The organism is Nostoc sp. FACHB-280 (genome assembly GCF_014697615.1).
Classification (GTDB): domain Bacteria; phylum Cyanobacteriota; class Cyanobacteriia; order Cyanobacteriales; family Nostocaceae; genus Nostoc_B.
This window is the reverse complement of the sequence record NZ_JACJSD010000001.1, coordinates 1-21,185: the sequence shown is the minus strand read 5'-3', so window position 1 is coordinate 21,185 and position 21,185 is coordinate 1. Positions and strand designations below refer to the sequence as shown.

The following is a 21,185-nucleotide window of genomic DNA, read 5'->3' as shown; positions in this document are numbered from 1 at the left end:
CCTCCGCAGGTTCTAAATCCCTTGATTTCACGTTAGTCCGCCTGCTCGGACTTTGCCTGTATAGCCGTGAATTCCATTCGCCCTGCTTCTTTCTTCACACCCACACCCTCACACCTATACACCCTCATACCCCTACACCCTAAAATATCAGCATTAAATCTTCATCAACTTAGAGAATCTATGTTGTTTACCAGATTTCTTTGATCCTGATGAATTTAACGGCAAAACTTAACAGACAGACTAATCCTCAGAAACTTCTGGTGTCTCTTGTTGCAGTATGGCATGGCAATATTGAATTAAAGTAGTGAGGCGATCGCTCATGGTTTGAAGTCTGGTTTTTGCTGTGGCAGCCTGCCTTGCGCCTTGGAAAAATGTGATATCAATTTCCAATAAGCGCAATTGTTTACTAATTTCCGTTTGATAAGACAGTTCTTTAGAATCTGCTGTTGCTAAAGGCACAATCTCACGTTGAAATAACTGCTGCAAATCAGCAACACGCTGTCGCAGTTGGGTTTTGTCAAATTCCCCAGCAGAGACATCAGAACGTAACTGCACTAATAACTTTGCCAGTGCTTGATATTTCTCACAATTTAAAGACATCTAGTGCCATTTAAGATAGTATTAATGACAAGAATTTTTTCTTCTACAGTATATCTTCTTGAACCACTATCACTATCACAAGCCTCAAATCCTCTTTTGAGGCTTATTCGCCATCGTAGGTTTTTCCAGATGATGCTTGTTGAAAGCTAAAATGGAGGACTACCACAAGGCAATAGACTCATCATCCTCACACTGCATTTACTACCCCCACCAGGGACACAGGATCACCATTAGTTGATGCTGTAAACTTCGTCCATCTTACTATTTACCGATCACCTTTTGTATGAGCGGCATAGCTACTAGTACTTCAATTGACGTTACACTTCCAGAATGGCTCAACAAATGTTTACGCGAGTCATCACCCAGAAGTGTGGAACCAGAAGACCGAAGACAGAATGATGCGTCGTTAATTTGTCGAGCATTTTCTTTTGCCTATCAACTCCATCATGGACAATTTCGCAAATCTGGAGAACCGTATATTTATCATCCCGTTGCCGTAGCTGGGTTGCTACGCGATTTAGGGGGTAGTCCTGCTATGATAGCAGCTGGATTTCTTCATGATGTAGTTGAAGATACAGATGTCACAATTGAAGAAATAGAAGAGCTATTTGGCTCAGAAGTGCGGCAGTTAGTCGAAGGTGTCACGAAGCTTTCTAAAATTAATTTCAAAAGTAAAACCGAAAGCCAAGCCGAAAATTTCCGCCGGATGTTTTTGGCAATGGCGCAAGATATTAGAGTAATTGTAGTCAAGTTAGCAGACCGTTTGCATAATATGCGAACTCTGCAATATATGTCAGAAGATAGCCGTCGTCGCAGCGCCCAAGAAACACGAGATATCTTTGCACCTTTAGCCAACCGCTTGGGTATTTGGCATATTAAGTGGGAACTAGAAGATTTAGCATTTAAATATCTGGAACCGGAAGCTTTTCGCCAAATGCAGCAGCATGTTTCGGAAAAACGCACGGCGCGAGAAGAGAAATTAGCCAAAGCCACAGATATTTTACGAGAACGTTTACCACAAGCTGGAATTCGCTGTTTAGATATTAGCGGTCGTCCCAAACATTTGTACAGCATTTATCAAAAAATGCAGCGACAGCAAAAGGAATTTCATGAAATTTATGATTTAGCGGCGCTGCGAATTATTGTTGAAACCAACGAAGAATGTTATCGGGCTTTGGCTGTTGTTCATGATGCGTTTCGCCCCATTCCCGGTAGATTTAAAGATTATATCGGCTTACCCAAACCCAACCGTTACCAGTCTCTGCATACAGGGGTTATTGGTTTAACTGGTCGTCCTTTAGAAATTCAAATTCGCACCCTGGAAATGCACCATATCGCTGAATATGGTATTGCAGCCCATTGGAAGTACAAAGAAACAGGTGGTTCTAATAGTACGTTAACTGCTGCTGATGAAAAGTTTACTTGGTTACGGCAATTATTAGAGTGGCAAAGCGACCTGAAAGATGCCCAAGAATATTTAGATAGCGTTAAAGATAACTTATTTGAAGACGATGTTTATGTGTTCACGCCCAAGGGTGATGTTGTTTCTTTAAATCCTGGTTCTACTAGTATAGATTTTGCCTATCGCATCCATACAGAAGTCGGCAACCATTGTTCAGGTGCAAAGGTAAATGGGCGGATAGTACCTTTATCTACAAGGTTACAAAATGGCGATATTGTCGAAGTTCTCACCCAAAAGAATAGCCATCCGAGTTTAGATTGGTTGAATTTTGTCAGAACTTCCACGGCAAAATATCGAATTAAGCAATGGTACAAGCGATCGCGCCGTGAAGAAAACGTCACCCGTGGGCGAGACTTGTTAGAAAAAGAACTCGGTAAAACTGGTTTTGATAATTTGCTGAAATCAGACGCAATGCAGACTGTCGCTGAAAAGTGCAACTATCACAGCGTCGAAGATTTACTTGCAGGTTTGGGTTATGGCGAAATTACCTTAAATTTAGTCCTAAATCGCTGGCGGGATGTGGTCAAGGCACAGCAACCTGCCACAATGGTCATACCCCCATTTGTCCCTAAAGAATCATCAGCGAAAGCTTTACGGGATGTTCCCCACAGCAGTTCCCGCGCCAGCGATTCGCCGATTCTCGGTGTTGAGGGTTTGGTGTATCATCTGGCGGGGTGTTGTACACCAATTCCCGGAGAATCAATTATTGGCGTAGTGACACGCGGTCGGGGAATTTCTATCCATCGCCAAGGCTGTCATAATTTAGATCATGTCGAAGGCGATCGCCTAGTGCCTGTAAAATGGAATGCGGCAGTAGAAAATAGTTCTCGCCCCCACACTTACCCAGTCAATATCCAAATTGAAGCCCTAGACCGTGTAGGCGTTTTAAAAGACATTTTATCGCGGTTAAGTGACCAAGGTATTAACGTCCGTCATGCCCAAGTTAAAACAGCCAGTGGACAACCAGCATTAATGGACTTAGGTATAGATATACGCGATCGACCACAACTTGAACAAGTGTTTGTCCAAATTAAAAAAATGAGCGACATCATCAATATTCGCCGCGTCGGTCAAGCAGAGGAGTAGATGTTTTGAGGTGATAGGTGACAGGTGACAGGTGATAGGAGTAGACAATATTTACTCAGCACTCAGCACTCAGCACTCAGCACTCAGCACTTTGCGATAAAAACTTTCCAACCCAGCAACACAAGCCTGGTCATCAAATAATAAATGATGACGCTGGCTGATTTTTTCGGCGATGTGGTTTCGCCACATTGAGTCTAGTCCCAACTTAACGGCGATATCAATATATTCTGCTTCATTGGCGGCGATGGTTTCAGTCACTCCCAGCATTTTGAGAAAGCTATCTGAGTGACGACCACGCATAAATTCTCCTGGACAAGTAACAATAGGGAGATTACAAGCGATCGCTTCTAAGGTAGTATTACCACCAGACCAAGTAAAAGTATCCAAATAAACATCTGATAATAAGTTAATCATCAGATAATCTAGGCGATCGGGAATATTTAAAAATACACAATAATCTTCACTATTTAAACCTATCGCTGCAAAAGCACGTTGTAAACGCGACTGAAGTAAAGTTCCTCGCAAAAATACAAATTTAGCTTGCGGTACACGACGGGCTATTTCTGCCAAAATAAAATCATATTGGGGTAAATATTTAAATGGTGCTTGGCAACATAAATAAATCACCGCATCATCTGGAAACTGAAAATCTGAGCGAGTTTTGATGATGGGGGGAATATAAGGTTTGGGGTAAGATACACCAATATTAGGTAAACGAATTAGTGTTTCCGAATAATGTTCTTGGGCATTTTCCGGTTCCATTAACTCACTTGATAAGAAATAATCAATTGTTGGTAAACCAGTTGTTACCGGATGTCCCCAAGCTACACACTGCACAGGCGCAAGTCTAAGTGCAGCAATTTGCATAGTTTGTGGGTTCATGCCAATTTCTGGAAACACTAAAATATGTAAGTTATCAGCAATTACTTGTTCACAAACTCCAGGCAAATTATAAGGAATATGGTGAAAAATATCACTATATTCTTGAAATTGTTCTGTAACTGGATCTGGGTCATTACCTGTATAGTAACAGTAAACTTCAAAGTCTTGATGATTACAATAACGTAGCCAACCAGTTAACCATAATGTGCCACTATAAGAATGTAAATAATGTGAAAGATAGCCAATGCGAATTTTTTGCTGTGGCTGGAGTTTTGGCATAGACAAAGGTGCAACCCATTGGGGATAGTTAGCCGCCATAATGTCATGCACTAACTGTCCATATTGACGTTGCAAATCTCGGTCATTTTGGGCTTGATAGGATAAATAAAAGTTTGTCAGACGACCTATACCATTGAAAGCATTAATTTTTTCTTCTAAAGTATCTAAGCTTGTTTGTGCAATTAAATCTTGTAAGCCTTGGGTGTAACGCTGGCGATAAAAGTCTATTTCATCTACATAATTATAAATGCTAGGTACTGTTAAATATTTCAGCAGCTTAAAAGTATAATCATCCGGCAAGCATACACAAGCATGTTCCGCACTAGCAATTGCTTCTTGTGTTCGACCATCACGCCGCAAATCGATGATTAAAGAAAAATGCAAACTCCCTTCTGTGGGATAGAGTGCGATCGCCTGATGTAGTGTTGTATAATAAGCCTCAGTTTGCTGAGAACTTCTGTAGCAATGAATTAAATTACTGTAAATTTCTAAGTTATTGATTTGCAATTTTAGCAGTTTTTGATATTGTGCGATCGCCCCTTGCCAATATCCTATTTGAAATAATCTATTTGCTAAATCATAAATTAATTGTACTATCGATATCTGACAAAATTCATCAATTGAATATTCGGGAATATTAGCAACCGTTTCTTGATTAACACTATCTAAAATAATTCGTGCATGAACTTGAGTAGATATTATCTCCCATTGATAAACATCTGAACTATCAACTAGAGACACTTCACAACCTGCACTAACATCAGCATCATCTGCCATCAGCAGATTCATTAATACACCAGACAATGCTAAATTGGCGACATCTTCCGACACATTGCTAATATCAATCATTAAATTTATCTGACTACTAGCAGGATGATTGTTGACCGCCTGAATTACCTTTTCTAAATCTTGATAAAGATTATCTTCTGTCTGTGACCAGTCAAGAAAAACAATTATATTAATATTATTAGTATTTAGGGAATCAAAGTCATTACTCAATTCTTCTGTGGTGCTAATCAAGTTATCTTCTCCTTCTTTTTAAACTAGAGTGAGTGCCTTAATACTAAAGCACTCACCATTAAATAAAATTATTCAAACTGTTAGTTCAAACTTTATAAAACACAAAGTTGATTAATAAAGCTTTCTAGTACACAAGCTGGTAGTGTCTCTATTGGGAGTTCTGCCAAAACTGCCTTATTTTCATATTCTAAAATAATTCGGCTGCTGAGACGAGGTAATAAAGCTTGCCATTGAATATCTGCTAAACTACCAACCAAAGCAATTTCTAATCCCTCGCTGATATCTAAATCCTCTTCCATCAAAAGATTCATGGTGATGCCAGAAAGTAACAGTTCTGCATCTTCAGTAGAAATATTACTGGTGTTAATTAATAAAGTAGTTTTTTGACTATCTGGATAAGTTGCGATCGCCTTAATTACAGATTCCAATTCTAAACCAAGTAACTCTTCCGATTGCGACCAATCAGGGAAAATAATAACATTAATTTCCTTCAAATTCAAAGACAACAGACTAGCATTAATCAAACTAGAACTGACGATATTAGCCATTTTTGACCAAGAAAACTTTTGCGCCTGCACCAAACCAGCCTCAATCAATGGTTGACGAATTCTCGGCTTTTGGATATCACATAAAGCATTTACCATTCCATCTACATCATCATCCTTCACATATATTGCCGCCTCTCCTGCTACTTCTGGAATTGAAGCATTAGGACAAGTAATTACCGGACACCCACAAGCCATTGCTTCCACAATTGGCATCCCAAATCCTTCATATTTAGAAGGATAAACCAACGCCATTGCACCAGAATAAGCTGTTGCTAATTCCTCATCACTAAGTTGCAACATATAAACAGAACTACCAGATGTACAAGCTCTAAATTCTGCTGCTAATATCCCACCACTACCTGTACAAACAATATCAAATCCATAGCTATTAGCAAGCTGAGAAAATGCTTGAAAGAATAGCACCCCATTCTTATAACCATTACCAGCCCCAACTAAAATAAAGTAAGGTTTTGTAATGCCATACTTCGATTTAAAACTATTAACATCTTCAGATTTTGCTGGCGAAAAAGTGCTACTAACTCCACAATGAGCAACAGTAATAGACTCTACAGATATTTCAGGAAAGCAGTTTGATAAATCACGCGCTGTATATTCCGAAATGGCAATGTAAGCAGATGCGTGCTGAATAGCCTCATGTTTGACTTGCCACATAGGATTATCCATATTCCATCCCATCACTTCTGGAATCATGTCATAAGCCATGAATACAGAAGGTGTTTTTAATGGAGTTGTGTAGTAAGAAGAAATAAATAAATCTACCCCTTCTTCATCACATATCTGCTGTAGCATTTCCCTGTCAGTATCAGTATTATCATAATCGTAACTTGTGATATTTAAATATCTAATTCCAGGAAGTTTAGGGGCAGTTCCAGCACGGTCAAGAACAATCAGATGTTGAGCAAAACCATTATTAGTCCATTCTTCTAGCAAAGATTTCCAGACACGAGCTATTCCAGTTTGATAGAGTTGAAAAAACACCCCATCTACTAATATTGTTGGATTTTTCGTACTATATTCATGACCTTCATTAACCTTGATAAAACTGTTATTATGCCTACTAATGAGTGAAAAGACTGCTTTTGAGTAATCATTTTGAAGTAGGGACTGTTTATTGAATGGTTCTATAGGCGAATAGCAAAGACTATTAAACAACTCTGGAGGTAAAGTTTGTTCAGTTAATAGATGTAAAGATGAGCCATCTGAGTACAAATTTAAATTATACTTCTCTGCAATTTTTGATAAAGTCTTAACTGTATATATAGAGATATGCTGCCCATCATGAGGTGAATAATACCACCACTCATTAGGCTTAGGATTATTTTCAGGTAAAATTTCCGTACTAAATAAAATATTTTTGGAAATTTTTAAAATATTTTCAATTTCTTCTATGGGATTGCTAAAATGCTCAAATACCTCAAAAGCAGTTACTAATTCATAAGTAGCATTGTTATCTAAATCAAATTCAAAACCTTTAGCAAATAAATTGGTGCAGAATTTATCATCCCAATAAAAATCAAACCCCAAATCTCTCATCATCCTCACGAATAGACCATAGCCACCCCCATAGTCTAAAAACTTTGCTTCATGATTAAAAAGATTTACTATTATATGAGCAGTTCTACGTGATAAATTGTTGTTACGAAACACCAAACCAACATCGGTACGAGCTATAGCATCCGAGTAAGCTTCATCTAACCAATAAGGTTCTTCTGTTTGCACAAATCCACAATCAGAACATTGAAAATAATCAACTTCATACTGACCGAGGACAATACTTTTAGCAAAGAGTTGTGTATCAGATTCGCACACTTTGCATTTCATAGGTATATCTTGAATTAAGTTTTGTACCACAGGTAATATTTGATTAAGATTCCAGGCTTGTTTCTGCACATTTTTAAAATTTGGTAAATAGAAATGTGGCATTCCACCTTGTGATGTTATTCCAGAATATTTCAGAACTTTTTGTTTTCGCTTTGATTCACTATTCACCAATAAATCTAGATGATATATACTCAGATGATGCAAACCTTTTGCTGGAGCATTAAATCCTTGAGGAAGTTCATGAATACGTCCTTTATAGGTGACACTGTTAGAATATTTAAATAGACGACCTTGCCAATCTGGATAGTGTGGAGAACTAGAAATATAATGCTTTAGGCTAAATGGAGTAATCCATTTTCTTGGAAGCCAGAAATTATCTGTTTCCTTGCTAGAAGTTGTTTTAATATATTGCAAAAAATCTAAAGTTACTTTATCAATGAATTCGTCTGCATCTAGAACAAATACCCAATCAGATGTAACATAAGATAAAGATATATTTCTTTGTAACGCAAAATCTCCTTGCCATTGAGAATGTATGAGTTTTGCTCCATAACGTAAAGCTATTTCACAAGTAGAGTCAGTGCTGCCACCATCAACAATAATTAATTCATCATAAATATTTTGTAGAGATTCGAGAGCAATAGCTAGTGTATTTTCTACATTCTGCACAATCATGCACACAGCAAGACTAGCACCCACAGAATCACTTTCTTTATGAGCATTTCCTAATACTTTTTCTGTTTTGGCATGACTGGATTCTTCCTTTCTATGAGGATGGATTTGATTAAATAAAACTTTGGTATCTAACTGTGATTGAATTTGTTTTTCTGAATTTTGAGGTTTTTCTAAAACTACTAAGATTCCATTATTCGCAAAATACTCTCTTCCTGGATATAAAGTTTCAAGTTGCTGCTGAATCTCTTTAGGTATTGAACATAAACCTATTGGATCAAATCTTTTAATTGTAAAAGAGCTTTGATTTATAAATTCTAGATAATCCTCGGTGAAAAAACGATTAATATGTCCAGAATTATAAACGTGATACATCATTAAATCTACCGCTTCTTTATCTGTAAATTGATAAAGATGATGACAAAGCTCTGGAGGACGCATTAATAGATGTCCCCAAGGAGGAATCGGAGAGTTTTGAAAATCAAAACTTCTTCCTTTAGAGTCTGTAATTGTAGGTAAATGATGTCCATCATGGGCAGACCAAATAGGAGAGAAAACTGAAAAAAGCTGACCTCCTGGTTTTAAGGATAAAAACATTTTTTCTAAGGCTGTGGAAAATTTATGAATGTGTTCAAATGCAGCTATAGAAAAAACTAAATCATATTGATTATAATATTCAGGAGGTAATTCTTCTATGTTTGCTGCATAAAATTTGTACTTATCATCATTTATATTTTTATTCTCAGTAAAATCTAATTTTTCCTCATTCGATAGATGACGCAATATCGAAGCTTGTGAAATATTACTAACTCCTTTAAGAGCATCTTCATATTCGGGAGACTCAACAGCAGTCCACGATTTAGCGTGTAAATAATCAAATACAAATTCTTGAGGGAGACTTCCACCAACTTCTAAAACATCTTTATTGGCAAACCCTACTAATTCTTCACACCATAAAGCAAAGTTTACATGGTAAGAAAGATTAAATTTTTCTTGGCACTCGGAAATATTAGACTGAGTAAGTTTTTTTGTCATATATTTATCTACCTAAATAATTACAATATTATTTTTAAATAGAGGCTTTCTTTTACTTAACTTGCTGCTTTTTTACCTGCTCTAAAACAGTTTTGTAATCTTGCCTGTCAGGATGTAGCTTGACCAACTTTTCCATAATCTCAATCGCTCCTTTGGTATCTTTTAAATTTAATTTGGCTATAGCTAGTTTTTCTAAAGCCTCTTGGTTGTTTGGTTCTCGTTGTAAAACTAGTTCATAACCCCGTGCTTTTTCCTGTAAGGAAGACTCAATAGATACATTCTTTTTCTGAGCCTGCTGATGAGCTTGTGGTATTCCACTAATCACACCAAATACAGTAGAACCAACGAAAGAGGCTAAACCTACTACCGTTAAAATCCGTTTCTTTCGCTCAATTTTCTTTTGGCGGGAAATAATATAGTCATCCCCAGAACTAGACATGTCTCAATAGTTGCTGTGAAAAATACTGAGATACCAGCAAGCCTCCAGTTATCAGAGTACCCAGACCCCTAGAGGAACTAACATTATGGCTGTAAAGTTTTGAAAATTATTCAGGCAGTACGTAAGAATTATTGGAATGGGGACTTGCAATCATTTTGGACGAGGGCGACGAGGAAGATGAGGGAGATAAGGCTTCGTCGTGAGCTTCAACCGAACGGTGTCGGTGTTCAAAACCTTTACATCCTCACGCCTTGTACATAAGTGCTAGGTGTGTTGAAATACCCCTAAGCCACAGTTTAATCTCTGCTAAAAAATTAATATTTTATAAATTTTTGTAATAAATCTATCTAACTTCAGATGTTTGCGATATTGTATATTACGTCTAAAATATACGCGGTAAACTCTCCTTGGCCGTGTCTTAAACGACCTTAAACCAGCCTAAAATCCTTGTTTTTCTAACAAGTACTCACATGCTCATGGCTGATGTAGATAAAATTCTGCAAATTCAACTTGTGTTATCAATGCAACTTTCAAAACAGTTAATTTTTTCGTGACGCATAGACGATCGCTTGTGAGTAAAAATGTCAGTTTTGTGGTGGTAATTACCGTACAAAACCGAATTTATGCCAAAACAAGCAGGGTTTGTTATGGTATAGTTAGAAAGTTAAGACTAGCTTTACCAATTCCAACGCTCTACGCATCGATAATAATTGCCAAGCGGAAAGCAGTTTTGATTAAGCATTTACCTAAACGAAATCTGAACTCAATCATAGGTTATGACTCAGCAAGTAATTCACCCAATGGTGAAATTGCAGCGTAACGTGCAATCACTCGTAGAATCAAATATCATCAAACCCACTGATAGCATTTGGAAAATTGCCTTTCTCTATGGCAATGACTGGCAGCACTGGAAACAGGAACTGTTGGACTTTGGCTTCAGTATGCAAGACCCAATCAGTGAACTGTTGGCGGTGGAAGCGTGGGATGAAGAGTAGGGAATAAGTCAGGGGATGGGGAAGACAAGGTAGACAAGGCAGAGAAACAGCAGGGATACATTGGGAAGGAAATTTTCCCTCTGCTCCCTGCACAGCTTCCTCTAACTACTCCACACTCCCCATCTATACCTTGCAAGCTGTTAAAGCATTGGCTAATTCCCTAGCGGTTTGATAGCGATCGCGTGGTAATGGCTCGGTAACACGTTCAATCACCTCTCTGATTTGGGGTGTAATCGTGGGAGAGTTAGCCACATCAAACCGGAAATTTCGTCCTTTTTGGCGGAAAAATTTAAAAGGATTTTCCCCAGTCAGCAAAAAAATTAGTGTTGGCCCAATGGCATATAAATCTGATTGAATCAGAGGTTGTCCCCGTTCTTGTTCGGGGGCGCAATAACCTTCTGCACCAATTCGCGTACCTGGTGTTGTGCCAATTTCTTTCACGGCACCAAAATCTAGCACCACAATGTGATTATTGGCATTTCGCACCATCAGGTTAGCGGGTTTAATATCACGATGAATCAGTGGTGGTTCTTGGCTATGCAAATAGTCTAGAATGTCGCAGGTTTGAATCATCCAGGCGATCGCTTGGCTAGGCGTTACAGGCCCAGTCATCTGGACTCGTTTTTCTAAATCTTGCCCATGTACTAATTCCATAGCCAAGTATTTTTTGCCACCGTCAACAAAAAAGTCATAATACTTGGGGATACCTGGATGATGGAGAGATTTCAGCGTATTGGCTTCTCGCTCAAATAATTCTTGGGCTTTGGCAATTTTCGCCATATCAGCATTCATTTGCTTTAAGACCAAAAGTTGCGGATTTCCACTCATCCACCCTTTTGTATCCCAAGCTAAATAAGTGGTTCCCATACCTCCTTGGCCTAAAGTTCGCAACACCTGATATTGACGAATCGTCTGTTGCACTGAAAGAGGTTGACCACAATGAATACAAAATAAATTTTGCGGAGAATTACCTTCATGGGTGCAAGAGTAAGCAGCCCTAGCAGGGTCTTGATTTGCCGACACAAATCCAGCCAAATTTTCTGACTCTGCATTGGCCGCTGGCGATATCTCCTGAATTTGAAATTGCAGTATTGGCCCTCCCTGTGCTAGTTGTAAAACTGCATTGTGAGGTAGAGGACTTTGAATTACCAAAATGCCATTGAGAAAAGTACCATTTGTACCTTGACTATATATCTGCCAAGATTCTTCATTGTTACCAGTACTAACTTGCCTGAGTTCTAGATGATGTCGGGAAACCAAACTATCGGATAAAACCACATGATTGTCTGCCGCTCGACCAATACGAATGACGGCGGAGTTATCAAAGCACCACTGTTTCAGGGGTGTTTTGTGTTGCGGTTCTAACAGTGTCACAATAACCACAATCAAACCTGCATAAAAAATAGGGAGTAGAAATTAAAAAGTTAAAAATTAAAAGTCAAAAGTAAAAAGACTTTTACCTTTTGACTTTTTACTTTTGACTGTCCATGTTTGGTCGAACTTTAGCCCGTACAAGTATTGCAGTAATGTTGTCATGACCATTTTTTTGGTTTGCCAAATCAATTAACTCGTTAACACCCCGTTCTAAACTAGCACCAGAACTTAATAAAGGAAGTAAATGAGTCTTCCAGTGGGTTTCTAGTAAATCATTATCTGATAAACCGTCAGAGGCGAGAATTAGTAAACTATCTTCATTAATGTCAAAAAATTCTACATCAGGATAGATGGCGCTTTCGTCACGCGGCCCTAAAGCTTGGGTTAATTGGTAAGCATCAGGACGTGCATAAGCTATGCTGGGTTCTACTCCCCGTGCAATTTCCCGCTGTCCAACTTCATGGTCTACAGTGATTTGTTCTAGTCCGCGTTTGCGGGTTAAACGGTAGAGACGACTATCGCCCACATGAGCAACTACAGCTTCGGTATCTTGAATTACCAAGATTACCAAAGTTGTACCCATCCGACCAATGCCCGATCGCGCATCTTGTTGATTTAGCTGATAAATTGCTTGATTAGCTAAATAAACAGCCTCGCGCATATTTGCTTCGGTTGGGCGCTGGTTATTTTGCCAAAATTCTTGGAAGTATTGTTTGACAGTGTTAACAGCCAATTCACTAGCTATTTCCCCACCAGCATGACCACCCATCCCATCACAGAGAATGTATAAACCACGGGCTTGGTAGATCCGGTTTCTTGGCAATTCTAGCTTCTCAATTTTCGTGTCGATGCCAAAGTAATCTTCGTTGTGTTGACGCTGACGACCTACGTCAGTGCATCCCACATCTTCTAGACTGCTTAATTGCATTGACAGCACGATGGTGGGTAAGTCGTCGCTTCTTCCAGAACTGTCTTCATCTGGATCATCTTCTAGCTGAATGACCGTGGGTGCAGTGGGATGTTGGTGAGCGGTTGGAGAAAAACTAGGAATTGCTGAGGTTTCTAGGTCTGAGGCGATCGCTTCTAGGCGCGATCGCAACTGGGCAATCATTTGAATTTTCCCTAGTTTTAAATCCTCCAAAATCTGCAATACCGCACCAAACTGTGTACGTTGAGACTGTCTAAATAATTCCTGCCAAATTTCCCCCAAAACTTTTACACTAAACGGCTGTTCTGTTAGTGATAATGTTTCGTCTTCGGCTATGTCATCGGCTTCTGCGTCACTCTCCCTGTGCAATCTTGCCAAAGCTAATGTTTGGTCTTCATCCAAGCGCAGATTCGACAAATCCAACAAACTTTGGCGACATTTCACAGGTTCCAATACTGCCCAAAGTTGGGTCATTTGATAAAACCAATGTAAAATTTGTAACGAGCTTGTTGTTTCTTCTTTCCACAGATCAATTAACAGCGGCCAATCAGAACGGTCTTCAATTAAGACAACCTGGGTATTTCCTTCCTGCCAAGCATCGTGAATAGCTGGTATTTCTACTTGGCATTTTGATTGTAATTGTACGTAAGCTTTAGCTAATTTAGGAATGCCAATCTCTGGAGCCGTTGCGGAGAGCCATCCTTGGGTTTGATTATCTAAAATTGCTTCAATTGGTGATATTTGATACGGTTGACAATCTAAAACTCGTACACCAAATTCACTCTGGTTGCCATTGTCATCAAAGATTGCTAGAGGTTCTAGCAGTTGATAGCGTTGTTCTTTATCAATGTAAGAACCTGCTTTCAACACAGGTCTAGCCGCCAGAGGTAAAGTATGTTCCGTGGAAAGAGGTAAAGTTGGTAAATCATCCTGATCATCTTGCCAACTGCCTAATTCCCAGTCCCCGCCTTCTTCCTTAGTGACAATTGCCCACCAAACTGTTCCACATTCAGCACCACAGTTATGGCAATTTTGAGCATTTAATGGCACTTCCATACCACATTCATGACAAGCATGATGAGTCAGGGAGGTGCCACAGTTTTGGCAAAATTTATTAGCATTGGGGTTCTCAAATTTACACTGAGGGCAAATCAGCATAGTGGAAGTTCCTTTATTCCCGTTCCAAGGTGCTTCTAGCCAACTAATATCCAAAGTGCCACAATTAACTGCCCCTGCCTACAGTAGACCTACAAGAGATTGTGGTTTCACGAGTGAATGTTGGTGGCAGTATTAATTGTGACGCATATTAGCTAAATATTTCAGATAAATGCAAATAAATTTTGCGCTTGTCCAAGGGTAGTAGCAATTTTTCAGTTAGAAACTGGTATAATTACACCCCTTTTTATATTTTATGGTGCAATGGTAATTGCACCATAAAACAAGTACGATTTGACCCGCTCTCTACCTCGATCGTTCCTTCTAATTGCTTAATTAATTTCTGCACTAATGCCAATCCTAAACCTGTACCACCTTGCTTCCACGGGTCATTACTGGGAATGCGGTAGAACTTTTCAAAAATATGTGGTAGTTCCGAACTAGAGATTTCTACACCCGAATTAATTACTTGAAATTGCATATTTTGGGAATTTAATTCGGCAGAAACAGTGATTTCGGCATCTGGAGGGCTAAACTTGCAGGCATTAGTCAGCAGTTCGATAAAGATGCGCTCTAGGCTAAAAGGATCACAAACCAATGGCGGTAGATGCGGAGCTATACGTAGGTGAATTTTTTGTTTACATATACCTCGGTTACGGGCGTGAAATAACTCTACAACTCGCCACAGCCATTGTTGGACTTGAATAGTTTCCAGTACCCAAGGTTTACCGTTGCTATCTAAACGTTGTAAATCCAGAAAGTTATTAATCAGATTGATTTCTCGTTCACACTCGTTATCTAAGATTGCAAAATAGCGGGCTGCTTTTGAGCGTTCGGCTGGCGGCTTGGCCATTTCCTGCGAAAAATTTTGTTCTTGCTGTAGTGCAATTCCTAACATTTGAATTGCCATTTTCATGTTTGTCAGTGGTGTGCGGAGTTCATGGGAAACTGTGCTGAGAAACTCTTCTTTGAGGTGAGTCAGACTTTCCATTTCTGCCAACTGTACCTGCATTGCAGTTTGGTTAGTTGGTTGGCTCACTTCTTCACACACCATTAAAATTACCGGACTTTTCTCAGGATATTCACCATCAGGTAATATTTTGAGAGTTGTTTTCACCTGTGTAATTTTACTATTAGGGCAGTGGAGGCGATATTCTGCCTTGATAGAGTGTTTGGGATGAACAGCACTGAACAGTTCAATGAATGTTTCTGATAATCTTTGTCTGTCTGAGAATTCCAGTAAATTAAATACAGAGGTTGTGATTAATTCTTCTGGTTTGTAACCCAGCAAGTTAGCACCGAATTGGTTGACAGAAAGAATTGTCCCTGCTGCATTCACACTCAAGTAAATTGCTGGAGTCTGTTCATACAGGCTGCGATACCATTGGAGTTCTGCTTGTGTACGCCGCAGCATATCTGCTGTGTATAGTTCTAAATCCGAGGTGCGTTCAGGCACAAGTTCCAAGCGAGCCGGAGAAGCTGACAAGGTATCTTGTTGTGTGTGTGTTTGATGCCAGAGCGATCGCTGATTTAAGCTCATAAAACCTAAACTTGTACTCACAGGCTAACGTTCATTAATAGGGAAAGGGAACAAAAAAAGTTTATTATAATTTTTTTGGCAGAATTTAGCCAATTACAGGCAAAAAATATCTTTCCCAGTTTTTAATGCTTTCCTTGAATAGCTGACATTCACAGATTAATTCTCACGTTTATTTACATCTATTTATTAATTAAGAGAATTGAGACTTTTTAGTTTTAGATTCAGAAGACTTGTTTAGTAGTAATTTAAGTTCCGATGCGCTCAAGTCACGCCACTGACCGAGTTGTAGTCCGTCTAAATTGAGATGGGCTATGCTTACCCTAATTAGTCGCAACGTGGGAAACCCTACAGCCGCAGTCATTCGCCGCACCTGACGATTTTTGCCCTCTGTTAAAGTCATTTCTAACCAAGCCGTTGGTACATTTTTGCGGAATCTGATGGGTGGGTGGCGATCGCCCACTGGTGGATCTACGGTTAACAGCCTCACTTGGGCAGGGCGAGTGCGGTAATCTTTGATTTCTACACCCCTTTGCAATTTGGTTATAGCATCTGGATCGGGAATCCGCTCTACCTGTACCCAGTAAGTTCGCTGATGGCCAAAACGCGGATCAGCAAGCCGATGTTGCAATTTTCCATCGTTTGTCAACAGTAATAACCCTTCACTATCCCAGTCCAAACGCCCCACCGGATAAACATCAGGCACATCAATATAATCTTTGAGGGTACTATGGTTTGGTGTTTCCTGCGTAAATTGACTGAGGACACCGTAGGGTTTGTGAAAAATTAAATACCGAAAGCTATTGGTCATTAGATATTATGGATTTTTGCTACTCCTAGAAGCCTCAATTTAGACTTAACAGGGTTGATTGAGTGAAATTATGCAAAAATTTGGGAATTTTAATAAAAACAGATAAAGATGAGTTGATGATGCTGAACTCTAAGATTTGTCGGCGTTCTTTCTTGTTCCTGAGTGGTGCTTCCTTAGTCAAAGGACTGACATGGGAGCTTCCCGCCACTGCTCAAACCGTCCAAATTAAAAAAGCCAAAATAAACGGCATTTCTTTTTATCAGACAATTATTGACCTGACTGACCCCCAAACTTTCATCACCATTGGTTTAGCCAAGAATGCCACTTTTGCTAACACACAGCAGAAAAGTAGTGGAGATGAGGAATTTAACAAAATCGTATCTCGTTATCGTGCTGCTGTGATTGCCAACGGGACTTTTTTCGCCAAAAATGCCCAAAAAACAGTGATGGGTAATATGGTAGCAGGCGGTAGATTTCTGAAATACAGCCAATGGGAAAATTTCGGCACTACCTTGGGTTTGCGAGTTGGCAATCAACCAGAAATGATTACCGCACGGGCGGATGGTAAACCAGAATGGCATCAACATTGGTTTTCTCTTACCTGCGGCCCCCGATTGTTAAGACAGGGACAAATTTGGCTCAACCCAGGACTAGAAGGATTTAAAGATCCTCATGTTTTAGGTAAAGGCGCACGTACAGCCATTGGTTTCCCCGCCGACGGCAAAAAATTATTTTTGGTAAATTTTGACAGTAGCTTAAGTTTGCAGCAAACAGCACAAGCTATGAAAGCCATCGGCTGTCACGAAGCGATGAATTTAGATGGTGGTGCTTCCAAAGCTTTAGCAGCAAACAATAAAATTTTAGTCCCGGCTGGCAGACCCCTAACCAATGTCATTGTTGTCTATGATGCCAAGAATCCGGCTCCAGCAGCTTTAAAACAAGATTGGATGAAATTTCAACAAGGTGATCGCCCGAAAATATCTGGTGTTTAGCAAGGCGAGGTGCGATCGCACTCCTCCACACCTCATAAATTGTTAACTCCCTTGTCCTCAACCGTAAGCAAAATGGTACAATCTACATCCATGCTAGGGGTGCCTGAGATTTCAGGCTGAGATCACACCCTTAACACCTGAGTCTGGGTAATACCAGCGGAGGGAAGCTGTTTATTGAGGATTTCAATCATGCGGAAAGAATGGGTTGCCAAGCGGCGTGGGCAGAGCAATGTAACTCAAATGCACTACGCACGTCAGGGTGTTATCACCGAAGAAATGCACTACGTTGCTCAACGGGAAAATCTTCCTGCTGACCTGATTCGTGAGGAAGTAGCACGGGGACGAATGATTATCCCAGCTAACATTAATCACACCAACCTAGAGCCGATGGCTATTGGCATTGCTTCTAAATGTAAGGTCAATGCCAACATCGGTGCTTCACCCAACTCCTCTAACCTTCAAGAAGAAGTAGATAAATTACAGTTGGCGGTGAAGTATGGCGCTGATACCGTAATGGACTTGTCCACAGGTGGCGGTAACTTAGATGAAATTCGTACCGCGATTATTAACGCTTCACCCGTCCCCATTGGTACAGTTCCAGTCTACCAAGCATTAGAAAGCGTCCACGGCAGAATTGAAAACCTCACCGCCAACGACTTCCTCCATGTCATCGAAAAACACGCCCAGCAAGGGGTAGACTATCAAACCATCCACGCGGGCATTTTGATGGAGCATTTGCCTTTAGTCAGAAGCCGCATCACAGGAATAGTTTCTCGTGGTGGTGGTATTTTGGCACGGTGGATGTTGCATCACCACAAACAAAACCCACTTTACACCCACTTCAACGACATCATTGAAATTTTCAAGAAATATGATGTTTCCTTCAGCTTAGGTGATTCTCTGCGCCCTGGCTGTACCCATGATGCTTCCGACGCTGCACAATTGGCAGAATTAAAAACCCTCGGACAGTTAACTCGCAAAGCTTGGGAACATAATGTACAGGTCATGGTAGAAGGGCCTGGACACGTCCCAATGGATCAAATTGAATTTAACGTCCGCAAGCAAATGGAAGAGTGTTCCGAAGCACCATTCTATGTGTTGGGGCCTTTGGTAACAGATATTGCTCCTGGCTATGACCACATCACCTCTGCTATTGGCGCAGCAATGGCTGGCTGGTATGGAACAGCTATGCTGTGCTACGTCACACCAAAAGAACATTTAGGTCTACCGAATGCTGAAGATGTTCGTAATGGGTTAATTGCTTACAAGATAGCAGCCCACGCCGCCGATATTGCCAGACATCGCCCAGGAGCAAGAGACAGAGACGATGAACTCTCGAAAGCTCGTTATAACTTCGACTGGAACCGTCAGTTTGAATTATCCCTCGACCCAGAAAGAGCGAAGGAATATCACGACGAGACTTTACCCGCAGACATCTATAAAACTGCTGAGTTTTGTTCAATGTGCGGGCCTAAGTTCTGTCCTATGCAAACTAAAGTTGATGCTGATGCACTGACAGAACTAGAGAAGTTCTTGGATAGGGAAAAGGTGACTCAAGTTTAAATATTTTGAAACGCGGAGGTACACAGAGGTAAACGCAAAGTATCGCGGAGAAAACTTTGCGTTCCTCTGCGATTTCCTTTGCAAACCTCTGCGTTGCAATGTTAACTGGCTATATCAATATTATTTAACAGCGACTTGTTGACTAATATAATCAACCACCTGTTGAACATGTGTGATTTTCTCAGCAACTTCATCAGAAATTTCAATTTCAAATTCTTCCTCAAAAGCCATGATGAGTTCTACTGCATCTAAAGAATCTGCTCCTAAATCTCGAATAAAATTAGTATTCCTGGTGATTTTATTAACATCTACTACTAACTGTTCAGCTATAATTACTTTAATTTTTTGAAATAAACTCTCTTTAAAATTGCTGTTGATAGATATATCCAAGTCTAGGTTTACTTTAGTTGCTTGAATAGATTGATAGTTCTCTTCTAAATGTATTTTTGTTTCATCTTCAGATTCATCTTTAATCTGAAAGTAATAATAAAGATTAGCTACAGCTAAATCTGATGCTTGTTGCAAATTAGATAAGACTAAAGTTTTATATCCTGTCTTTACAGCTTGTTGATTAATATATAGTTCGTATTCTTCGCGTATGCCAGCATCAAACAAAAACAATAGTTGGTCGCGTAGAGAATAGAAGTGAGATTTTTCGGCTAGATTTTCGTAGATTAACTGTTCTGGTGGTGTTGCTAGATTGATATCGTTACTATATATGAAATTAGCATTAGTTATATCAGCACTACTTAAAAGTTTTAATTCGGATGTAGGGAGCGAAGCTGTCCAATTAATATGATTTTTCCATGATTCTAATACTGCTAAATCATGGTTGTAAATGCGATTAATTTCAGGAAAAAGAAAATCAAGCTCATCGTGTGAGTCGCAGTGATTAATCACAGTAATGCTATCTTGACGAATTTTATCTTGAAGTTGACAGAGGCAATCGCTCACTGCTAATTTCTCATCTTGTACTTGATAAGTTGTAATAATTGCCTGTTCAATTACCCAAGAACATTCCATTCTCCGAAGCTGACCAGCAACACAGGTTCCTTCCAACAAATGAGGATTATTATAATCTGCCAAAACTGTAAACAACATCTCCCGTGCGCCATCGATTTCAGCATTTCTACGACTTAAATCTTGTAATTGCATCGCAGAACGAAAGCGATTTATAGCTTGTATAAATAATCCATAAGCCCGAACTAAAACCACACGATGCTGCTCAAATTTAATATCTTGGGATATCTGCTCAATTATTTGCCTAATTTCTACCCCTTGGTCTTTTAAGGCTTGCCTTAAGTCAATAAAGCCATTTTTAACCTCAAGGCGCATTTGTTCAACTTCTTTTCGCAGTTTTAAAGTTTGGTGTAAGTTAATGGCAGTCAAAGCTACACCTGCTACTGTTCCTACTCCAATTAATGCAGTAGTAGCTTGTAATACTCCTAAAGTAGATTGCATAACTTGTAAGCCATTGAGAACTTCTGTAAATCCTCTATTCATTTGATACATTTGCGCTCCACTGCTAATTAATTGAGACGCAACTAACAGTGGCGATAGAGGACTATTTTTGACCGTAGCACCAATAGCATGAGCAACAAACTGTCCAGTAATATTATCTCTGGCCATAGCTATTGGTACACCATTACTCAAGACTTGGGCATATTTACCAGCTTGAATCCCAGCTTCAATCACAGGAGCAAATTGGAACTGCATTTTCTTAGATTATTAGACATTAGTTGGCTCTACACTAGCTTGTTTACAAAGGTGTAAATAACCGTAATTACTCGGTACATAGGTGAATTTTGCCTAAAATCTGGGCATACTAAATTTGAAATTAAGCTGTTCAGCATTTAAATTGTGTATAATAGAAAGCTGAATTAAGTAAAAAAAAGGAATAATGCCAGCAAAAAATCATTTAACTTCTCAGCAAATAGAGAAACTACAAAAAGCCTTAAAACTGGA

At 39.5% G+C, this 21,185-nt stretch carries 13 protein-coding genes and 1 riboswitch; of the genes, 4 read left to right on the top strand and 9 right to left on the bottom strand.

All coding sequences use genetic code 11. The annotated features are described in order from the left end of the window. Positions 1–240: 240 nt before the first annotated feature. Entirely contained in the window at positions 241–600 is a 360-nt protein-coding gene (gene patD, locus H6G75_RS00070; protein ID WP_190977986.1) for a heterocyst frequency control protein PatD, read from the bottom strand. A gap of 283 nt (positions 601–883) precedes the next feature. On the opposite strand from patD, the gene H6G75_RS00065 reads away from it, so the two are divergent. Further along, positions 884–3,148 (top strand): bifunctional (p)ppGpp synthetase/guanosine-3',5'-bis(diphosphate) 3'-pyrophosphohydrolase, encoded by a 2,265-nt coding sequence (locus H6G75_RS00065; protein WP_190977985.1) that lies wholly within the window; start codon positions 884–886, stop codon positions 3,146–3,148. A 69-nt stretch (positions 3,149–3,217) separates the two neighbouring features. On the opposite strand, the gene H6G75_RS00060 is transcribed toward H6G75_RS00065, so the two are convergent. From H6G75_RS00060 to H6G75_RS00050, 3 genes are all read right to left on the bottom strand, one after another. Continuing rightward, a complete protein-coding gene (locus H6G75_RS00060; RefSeq protein ID WP_199337659.1) occupies positions 3,218–5,329 on the bottom strand; it encodes a glycosyl transferase family 1 in 2,112 nt (703 codons plus the stop codon). Positions 5,330–5,421: 92 nt separating this feature from the next. Next, positions 5,422–9,426 carry a methyltransferase domain-containing protein gene (locus H6G75_RS00055; RefSeq protein WP_190977984.1) on the bottom strand — a complete coding sequence of 1,335 codons (4,005 nt, stop codon included), beginning with the start codon at positions 9,424–9,426 and terminating at the stop codon, positions 5,422–5,424. Positions 9,427–9,478: 52 nt separating this feature from the next. Further along, a complete protein-coding gene (locus H6G75_RS00050; RefSeq protein ID WP_190977983.1) occupies positions 9,479–9,865 on the bottom strand; it encodes a tetratricopeptide repeat protein in 387 nt (128 codons plus the stop codon). A gap of 776 nt (positions 9,866–10,641) precedes the next feature. On the opposite strand from H6G75_RS00050, the gene H6G75_RS00045 reads away from it, so the two are divergent. Continuing rightward, complete coding sequence (locus tag H6G75_RS00045; protein WP_062291811.1) at positions 10,642–10,860, top strand: DUF4327 family protein; 219 nt, start codon at positions 10,642–10,644, stop codon at positions 10,858–10,860. A 123-nt stretch (positions 10,861–10,983) separates the two neighbouring features. On the opposite strand, the gene H6G75_RS00040 is transcribed toward H6G75_RS00045, so the two are convergent. The 4 genes from H6G75_RS00040 to H6G75_RS00025 form a co-directional block, all read right to left on the bottom strand. Then, the gene (locus H6G75_RS00040; RefSeq protein WP_190977982.1) at positions 10,984–12,243 is read right to left on the bottom strand and encodes a protein kinase domain-containing protein; all 1,260 of its coding nucleotides are present in this window, start codon (positions 12,241–12,243) and stop codon (positions 10,984–10,986) included. Between the two features lie 88 nt (positions 12,244–12,331). Further along, positions 12,332–14,320 carry a serine/threonine phosphatase gene (locus tag H6G75_RS00035; RefSeq protein ID WP_190977981.1) on the bottom strand — a complete coding sequence of 663 codons (1,989 nt, stop codon included), beginning with the start codon at positions 14,318–14,320 and terminating at the stop codon, positions 12,332–12,334. A 244-nt stretch (positions 14,321–14,564) separates the two neighbouring features. Next, on the bottom strand, positions 14,565–15,857 hold the full coding sequence (locus tag H6G75_RS00030) for a PAS domain-containing sensor histidine kinase (RefSeq protein WP_190978290.1): 1,293 nt from the start codon (positions 15,855–15,857) through the stop codon (positions 14,565–14,567). 190 nt (positions 15,858–16,047) lie between these two features. Next, the gene (locus H6G75_RS00025; RefSeq protein WP_190977980.1) at positions 16,048–16,665 is read right to left on the bottom strand and encodes an rRNA large subunit pseudouridine synthase E; all 618 of its coding nucleotides are present in this window, start codon (positions 16,663–16,665) and stop codon (positions 16,048–16,050) included. Between the two features lie 119 nt (positions 16,666–16,784). Between H6G75_RS00025 and H6G75_RS00020 the strand changes: the two genes are divergently transcribed. Both H6G75_RS00020 and thiC read left to right on the top strand, forming a co-directional pair. Beyond that, complete coding sequence (locus H6G75_RS00020) at positions 16,785–17,657, top strand: phosphodiester glycosidase family protein (protein ID WP_190978289.1); 873 nt, start codon at positions 16,785–16,787, stop codon at positions 17,655–17,657. Positions 17,658–17,742: 85 nt separating this feature from the next. Further along, positions 17,743–17,839, top strand: a riboswitch (TPP riboswitch). 7 nt (positions 17,840–17,846) lie between these two features. Further along, positions 17,847–19,220: a phosphomethylpyrimidine synthase gene (thiC, locus tag H6G75_RS00015; protein ID WP_190977979.1), complete on the top strand. Its 1,374-nt coding sequence runs from the start codon at positions 17,847–17,849 to the stop codon at positions 19,218–19,220. A gap of 120 nt (positions 19,221–19,340) precedes the next feature. On the opposite strand, the gene acpP is transcribed toward thiC, so the two are convergent. Continuing rightward, entirely contained in the window at positions 19,341–19,598 is a 258-nt protein-coding gene (gene acpP, locus H6G75_RS00010) for an acyl carrier protein (protein WP_190978288.1), read from the bottom strand. Positions 19,599–21,185: the final 1,587 nt, after the last annotated feature.

Excerpts from the sequence above, each read along its gene's own strand:
- patD (WP_190977986.1), bottom strand. The coding sequence starts at position 600 with ATGTCTTTAAATTGTGAGAAATATCAAGCACTGGCAAAGTTATTAGTG.
- H6G75_RS00065 (WP_190977985.1), top strand. The coding sequence starts at position 884 with ATGAGCGGCATAGCTACTAGTACTTCAATTGACGTTACACTTCCAGAA.
- H6G75_RS00055 (WP_190977984.1), bottom strand. The coding sequence starts at position 9,426 with ATGACAAAAAAACTTACTCAGTCTAATATTTCCGAGTGCCAAGAAAAA.
- H6G75_RS00050 (WP_190977983.1), bottom strand. The coding sequence starts at position 9,865 with ATGTCTAGTTCTGGGGATGACTATATTATTTCCCGCCAAAAGAAAATT.
- H6G75_RS00045 (WP_062291811.1), top strand. The coding sequence starts at position 10,642 with ATGACTCAGCAAGTAATTCACCCAATGGTGAAATTGCAGCGTAACGTG.
- H6G75_RS00035 (WP_190977981.1), bottom strand. The coding sequence starts at position 14,320 with ATGCTGATTTGCCCTCAGTGTAAATTTGAGAACCCCAATGCTAATAAA.
- H6G75_RS00030 (WP_190978290.1), bottom strand. The coding sequence starts at position 15,857 with ATGAGCTTAAATCAGCGATCGCTCTGGCATCAAACACACACACAACAA.
- H6G75_RS00025 (WP_190977980.1), bottom strand. The coding sequence starts at position 16,665 with ATGACCAATAGCTTTCGGTATTTAATTTTTCACAAACCCTACGGTGTC.
- H6G75_RS00020 (WP_190978289.1), top strand. The coding sequence starts at position 16,785 with ATGCTGAACTCTAAGATTTGTCGGCGTTCTTTCTTGTTCCTGAGTGGT.
- thiC (WP_190977979.1), top strand. The coding sequence starts at position 17,847 with ATGCGGAAAGAATGGGTTGCCAAGCGGCGTGGGCAGAGCAATGTAACT.